7 protein-coding genes are annotated in these 6,565 nt (G+C 59.5%); 1 reads left to right on the forward strand and 6 read right to left on the reverse strand.

Going from position 1 to position 6,565, the window contains the following annotated elements:
* On the forward strand, nucleotides 1-203 hold a 203-nt coding region (gene ccoS, locus AC1D34_RS32435), incomplete at its 5' end, for a cbb3-type cytochrome oxidase assembly protein CcoS (protein ID WP_476826455.1).
* 105 nt (nucleotides 204-308) lie between these two features.
* Here ccoS and AC1D34_RS32440 read toward each other — a convergent pair.
* The 6 genes from AC1D34_RS32440 to nosZ all read right to left on the reverse strand — a co-directional run.
* On the reverse strand, nucleotides 309-1,307 hold the full coding sequence (locus AC1D34_RS32440; RefSeq protein ID WP_476826456.1) for an FAD:protein FMN transferase: 999 nt from the start codon (nucleotides 1,305-1,307) through the stop codon (nucleotides 309-311).
* A gap of 10 nt (nucleotides 1,308-1,317) precedes the next feature.
* On the reverse strand, nucleotides 1,318-1,902 hold the full coding sequence (locus AC1D34_RS32445; RefSeq protein WP_441508845.1) for a nitrous oxide reductase accessory protein NosL: 585 nt from the start codon (nucleotides 1,900-1,902) through the stop codon (nucleotides 1,318-1,320).
* On the reverse strand, nucleotides 1,899-2,729 hold the full coding sequence (locus AC1D34_RS32450) for an ABC transporter permease subunit (RefSeq protein ID WP_441508846.1): 831 nt from the start codon (nucleotides 2,727-2,729) through the stop codon (nucleotides 1,899-1,901). Before AC1D34_RS32450 ends, AC1D34_RS32445 begins: the two co-directional genes overlap by 4 nt.
* Nucleotides 2,726-3,646, reverse strand: a complete 921-nt coding sequence (locus AC1D34_RS32455) for an ABC transporter ATP-binding protein (RefSeq protein ID WP_441508847.1) — start codon at nucleotides 3,644-3,646, stop codon at nucleotides 2,726-2,728. The genes AC1D34_RS32450 and AC1D34_RS32455 overlap by 4 nt, the downstream gene beginning before the upstream one ends.
* Complete coding sequence (locus AC1D34_RS32460; protein ID WP_476826457.1) at nucleotides 3,643-5,040, reverse strand: nitrous oxide reductase family maturation protein NosD; 1,398 nt, start codon at nucleotides 5,038-5,040, stop codon at nucleotides 3,643-3,645. The genes AC1D34_RS32455 and AC1D34_RS32460 overlap by 4 nt, the downstream gene beginning before the upstream one ends.
* Before the next feature lie 4 nt (nucleotides 5,041-5,044).
* On the reverse strand, nucleotides 5,045-6,565 hold a 1,521-nt coding region (nosZ, locus tag AC1D34_RS32465; protein ID WP_476826458.1), incomplete at its 5' end, for a TAT-dependent nitrous-oxide reductase.

Raw genomic sequence — 6,565 nt, forward strand, 5'->3', positions numbered from 1 at the left:
TCTTCCTCGTGCCCCTGGCCCTCCTGCTCGGCGCCTCAGCGCTCGCCACTTTCCTCTGGTCCCTCAAGAGCGGCCAGTATGAGGATCTCGACGGAGCGGCCGAACGCATTCTGCTCGATGACAAGGACGACCGGATCGCGACGGGGGAGAGCGACGGCGGCGCGCTGCCCGAACCATCCGCACCTCAGAACAATCGGCATTGAACGCGAGAAGCCTTCTTACCGAAACAGTAGACCCTCTTCCGACAGCAGCAGCCGATACGAAGTAGTGGAGAAGCAGCCACCATCCTGCCTGCACGCTGAAGACACTCATCTTAGGATGATCTGCCGCTGCCCCGAAACCGTCGTCAGACGTACGTGGTCAAATCCAATAWCTCCCCCTGACCGCGTGATGTCTTGCATATGCATGAAGCTGAAGGCGGTCGACAGGGCGTCGGCCTCTGTGGCGGTTGGCATTACCACGGTTACACTCTGATACCGCTTCCCAGGCCGACCCGTGCGCGGGTCGATCAGATGATGGAACAGGCCAGCCGGGTCGAACTGAAACCCGTACCCGCCCGAGGTGGCTACTGCCATGTTAGTCACCTCGATTGTTTCAGCGATCCGAGGCGGATCAGCTGGGTCCGTAAGACCGATCTGCCAGGCATTGCCATCAGTTCGGCTGCCCAGCACGCGCGGTTCTCCCATGTCGACCAGGCTATGATCGATGCCGCCCGAGCGAAGTATATCGACGACACGATCAGTGATGTAACCCTGAGCGATCCCATTAAGGGTCAGGGCCATGCCCCGGCGGGCAAAAACGACGCGATCACCATCATAAGTTACATATTGGAAGCCGACCTTGCCGAGTGCCTCCTCAATGGCACTATCTGTCGGGCCCTCGGGTGGCGCATCAGGGCGACTGAAATGGTCGCGATAGAGTGACCAGAGTGGCTGGACGGTTGGATCGAACGCTCCCTCGGTCGTCTTCCAGACCCCGCTGCAATGGTTCAGCAGTGAAACTAGTTCGGCCGGCGGGGCGATCAGGATGCCCTGGCGGTTCAGAAGCGCCAGTGTCGAATCGGCGCGATACAGGCTGAAGATGCGTTCAAGACGCGTCACCTCAGCAAGGGCCCGTTCGATCAGGCGCTCGGCGGTCGGGCGGTGGTGATGGTGGATTTGAAGCGAGGAAACTGCACCCATCGACTGGCCGAGCCAAGTGACGAGATGACCTCCGGAACCGGCCCTCGCCCCGAAAGGTAGCAGGCCCAAACCGGCAGCGGCTGCCGTGATCCCGATCATCCGCCGGCGCGTGGTCGTAACGTTCATGGCGGTCTCCCTAATGCATGTGACCGCTTTTGGGAGCTGTTGCAGCCCCATGGCCAGACATCCCTCGGGGTGGTGGCGGCGGCGCTGCGTCCTCTTCCGCTCCGAGGACGTAGTCCTTGGGAACCTCCGCGAATGATACGATGCGCCCGCCGTTGTCAGAGGCGAATTTCTCGGCAGCGCTGCGGTCCGAGAACGGGACGACCTCGGCCGCTCCCATGCCGCCCTTCATGCGGCTGCCGATGACAAAGACCGCCTGTCGGGCATCGACCCAATTGGTCGCGCCAGGTTCCTCCCAAGTCGCTGCCTTTCCCATATCCGACACATAGATCGCCCGGATATCTTTAGGCTCTTCGGGAAGCATGGTGAAGGAAACCGCATCACGCGCTGACGAGAACCAGACGGGTTCCTTGCGACTGGCAAGTAGGATCTGGCCTTTTGGACCTGGGTGCTCCAGAACGTTCATGCCGCAATAGTGGCCAATAGCAGCGGTCGTAAGCTGCTGGGGCGGGGGCGGCGCTTCCGCAGATTTCTTGTCATTGCAACCGCCCAGGGCCAGCGCCCCGAGCAGAGCGCTGGAAATAACAAGGAGCCTCATAGTTCTCTCCTCGAAAAAGCAACGGCCGCCAGCATCAGGGGAACGAACGCCCAGGCAATGAGGGCGGCTAAGAGGACTGGAAGGCTCAGGGTTGCACCTTGCGCAACGCCAGCCATTCCCGAGAAAGAGCTGACATTCGCGAAGCCTGTGAGATTGAACAGCCGATAGATATCGGCTGGGTTGAGCAGCAACAGCGCGTTGAGGATGCTGCCGGAGACGATCTGGCCCTGATCCACGACGAGCAGACCCAGCAACGCCATATCGTAGATCAACACGAACAGAAGCCAGATGCCGACGGAGATACCCGCAGCGGTGCCGCGGTTTCCGACCAGTGCGCTGACGAGATAGCCAACGGCTATGAAGATGGCCCCGAGCAGGATGGAGGAGCCAATCATGGAACAGAAGGCAATCCAGCTTTCCGCATCAATGACGGCGCCCGTCGCGACCAGGGCACCTGCTGCAGCCCCGTAACCGAGGAGCGTGGCGAAGGCCAGGATAGCCAGGTGGCCCGCAAACTTGCCAAGCAATACCTGCCAGCGAGCAATCGGGTAGCTCAGCAGCAACAGCATCGTGCCTCGCTCCATCTCACCAACAATCGCGTCGTGGGAGATCAGCAGGGCGATCAATGGCAGCAGAAAAATCGTTAGGCTCGACAAGCTCACGATTACCACGTCGAGTGCACGCACTCCGACGTTGCCGGTTGGCGCACTCCCGAGGAACGTGAGTGAAAGGGCAAGCGCGGCGAGCAACAGCGTCGTCGCGAGGACCCAGCGATTCCTGAAACCCTCCTGGATTTCCTTGAAGGCCACGATCACGATGTTCTTCATGATGCGCGCTCCTGCGACCGGAGGAAATGGGCGTACAGCTCGTCGAGCGTCGGCGGTATCACGTCGAGATCCTCGACAGGCGCATTGGCACTGGTCGCGCGGCGAAGGATTTCGATTTTCTCCTGCGGCGCCGCATCAACCTCGACAATGTGGCCGTTGATCCGCCGCCAATCGCTGACAGGTTCCAGCCAGTCGTGGAGACGGGAAAGACCACTTTCGGTGACTTTCATCCTAATCCGCGTGGGCAGCCGGGCGATYAGCCGGAGTTCGTCCATGGTTCCGTCGGCGACTTTCACGCCATGGTTCATAATGATCACGCGACCCACGCGCTCTTCGAGTTCGGTCAGGGCATGGGAAGACAAAAGCACGGTTGCGCCGCCGCTGCGTAACTCCTGCACAATCTCGTAGAAACTCTGCCGTAGAGCTGGGTCGAGCCCGGTTGTCGGCTCGTCGAGCAAAAGCACCCGCGGGGATCCGAGCAAAGCCTGAGCCAGGCCGAGGCGTTGTCGCATGCCCTTGGAATAGGTGCCGACGCGGCGGTCGGCTGCATGCGTGAGACCCACCCGATCAAGGAGCGAAAGCGCGTTGCGTATCGGTTCACGCTTCAGTCTTGCGTAGAACGCAATGGTCTCGCGTCCGGTGAGGCCCGTATTGAAGGAGACACTTTCGGGCAAATAACCGAGGCGCCGGCGTGCGGCGAACTCCCCCGCGGCGGGATCCTCCCCCAGCACCCTAACGCAGCCTTCCGTGGGGCGGATGAGGCCCAGCATCAACTTCATCACTGTCGTCTTTCCCGCGCCATTGTGGCCAACGAGAGCGACCGTTTCTCCTTCCGGCAATTGAAAGGAGACGTCCCGAACGGCCTCAAGGGCGCCGAAACGCTTGACCAAGTTGCGAACTTCTACAGTGGCCGTCACGGGCGGCGTCCTTGCGCGAGTTTGGGCAGCGGTGGCGGGGCCATGAGCGGCCGGCTATCAATCACGCCGCCCGGCAGCAGCGCCGGGAACTGAGCCTGCGCCCAACGAATGACCTGCACAGCAGGAGAATTGACCAAAAGCTTAGCCAGGGGCGCGGTCCACAGAACTTTGTCGATGAGATCATTCGGCCGGTAGGCGCTATCGCCAATACCGTCTCCGTTCAGATCAAAAGCCGGATTGTCGCTCCAGAAATTACCTCGTCCATCCTTTGACCAGTCCAGATAGCGGGTGCCCACATACTTCACCTGATTCCGGTTTTTGATGAAGGCATTGCCTACGATCTCGTTGCGCTCCGACCCCGCCGTAAAGTGAATTCCGATCTCGCAACCTTCAAACCAGTTCTCGCGAAAGCGGTTCTGGTTGGCGTTGTAGATGAATACGCATTTGGTCGGGGCGGGACGCGCGCCTGAACTCAGATCGGGTTCCGGCTCTCCTGCCGCTGGCAGGCCGTGTTCCCGTGTTTCCTTGGTGCGCATGCCAGTGGTGGTCCAGCGATCTGCCGATTGAATTCGACCCAGCACTGTGTTGTTGAGGATTTTCGAGTTGTTCGCGTAATTGAACATAAAGCCATGATCGCGATCGCCGATTGAAATATTTCCGGTAACCGTAAGGCGGCTTGAGAACATAATTGCGTATCCAACCGTATTGTCGGTCGATACGTTATTCGAGATCTCGCTGTCGTTCGTATACATGTAATGAATAGCGAATCTCAGATCACGCAAGCGATTTCCGCTAAAGACATTATTCTTGCTGGTGATGACGAAAATTCCGTCTCGCCCATAGCGGATCTCATTGTCGATTACCTTGGCACCGGGCGCATTCCATACCGAGATGCCGTTCCCGGCCTCGTTCACACGGCCCTCTTCGATGCCGGTGATCTCATTTTTCGTGGCGACGGAATCTTCGGCTCCGTGCAGGTAGATGCCATAGAGGTTTCCCTCGATCTTGTTGCCTTCAACCAAGGCCCTTGTTGCCGTCTTCTCGACGAAGACGCCGGCATCCATTTTCTCCGGATCCCTCCCCGATCCACGGATCGTCAAGCCGCGAATGACGACGTCAGGCGCGGAAATGGTGACGACGCTCCCCTTCCCTGATCCGTTCAAGGTTGCGCCAGTCGCCCCAACAATCGTCAGTTTGCGTGAGAGCCTGATTGGCCCGGCGTGATCGCCAGCGGCCAGGATGAGCACGTCGCCGTCAGCAGYTTTGTCGATGTCGGCCTGCAGGTCGCCGCGTCCTAGTTCAATGGTTCTCTGCTCAGCTGACGCTGGCATACCGAGGCTGGCGGCAAAAAGCGCCGCCAGCCCGAGGGACAACACTGTGCGATACACTCGCATTCGGTCAGGCGCCTTGCGGCTCAACGAGCATGCGGCCYTTCATCTCCATGTGCATCGCATGGCAGAACCAGGAGCAGTAGTACCAGTAGACGCCAGGCTTTGAGGCCACGAAGGTCACCGAGGCGGTGGCCTGCGGAGCGACCTCCATGTTCACGCCGTAGTTGGTGATGCAGAAGCCGTGGGTCAGGTCCTCAACCTCGTCAATATTGGTGACGAAGACAGTGACCTCATCCCCCTGTTTGACCGTGAACTCCTCCAGCCCGAACGCTGGGGCGGCGGAGATCATGTAGACGCGCACCTTGTTGCCGTCGCGGATGATTTTGGAATCCTGCTCAAGCGTGACGCCGTCAGCCTTTGCCTGCTGAACCGCAGGCGCGAAGAATGGGTCGTCGCGCTTCCAGATTTGCAGCGGGTTGATCTTTGACCTGTGGACCAATGTCGCATCATGCGGCTCGGCGAAGCTCGGACCATCGTGCACGAGCACCATCCGCTCTCCCGAGATGTCGATCAGCTGATCATTTTCGGGCTTGAGCGGACCAACGTTCAAGAAACGGTCTTTTGAGAATTTATTTAGGGAGATCAGCCACTTGCCATCAGCTTCCTTGGTCTGACCCATGGAGGTGTGGTTGTGGCCCGGCTGGTAGTGCACATCGAGCTTCTGGATAACCGCGTTGACCTTCTCGCCCTTGAAGGCCCGCTTGGCGAGGTCGATGTTCCACTTCACCACCTGGCTGTCGAGGAACAGCGTGGTGAAAGCGTTGCCCTTGCCGTCATAGGCGGTGTGCAACGGCCCCAGTCCCAGTTCCGGCTCGGCCACCACCACATCGCGTGGCTTGATCTTGTCATCAAAGAGATCGTCGAGTTTGCGGGCGTCGAAAACGGTCACGGTCGGCGAGAGCTTGCCGTTGGCGACGAAGTGGATGCCGTCCGGGGCGGTGTTGATGCCGTGTGGGCTGTTTGGGACGGGAATGTAACGGGTGAACTTCGAGCCGGAGCGGCCGTCGAGCACGGGAACGCCACCGATGGTCTCGAACTCGCCCTTTTTCACCGCCTCCTCGATCCGTTTGAGGTTGAAGACGACGACCCAGTCCTGTTCCTTGGCCATCATCTCGGCGAGCGTCACGCCCTCTTCCGAGTTGTAGCAGGTCGCCCAGGCATACTTGCCTTGATAGTCGCAGTCGACATTGTCTAGGTTGCCGTCGACCCTGAGTTGCCAGGCGACCTTCATGGTATCACCGTCGACCGCGCTGAAGATCGACATGTATTTCTTCGTATCGTTCAAATCCCTCCCGTCATTCGGCACGGGCACGCGATCCTCGCCATTGCAGAACACATAACCGGTCCTGGGATACTTCTGCACGCGCAGGCCGTGCACCGTGTACTGGTTCGGCAGCTGGATGATCTTGTCGCACTTCATCACATCGAGGCGGATGCRGCAGACGCGAGTGTTCGCCTTGTCGTTGGCGAAGAGATAGCGCCCGTCATATGTGCCGTCGGTGAAGGATGGATGGGGATGGTGCAGGTC

Source organism: Allobosea sp. P1_A7 (assembly GCF_056406775.1).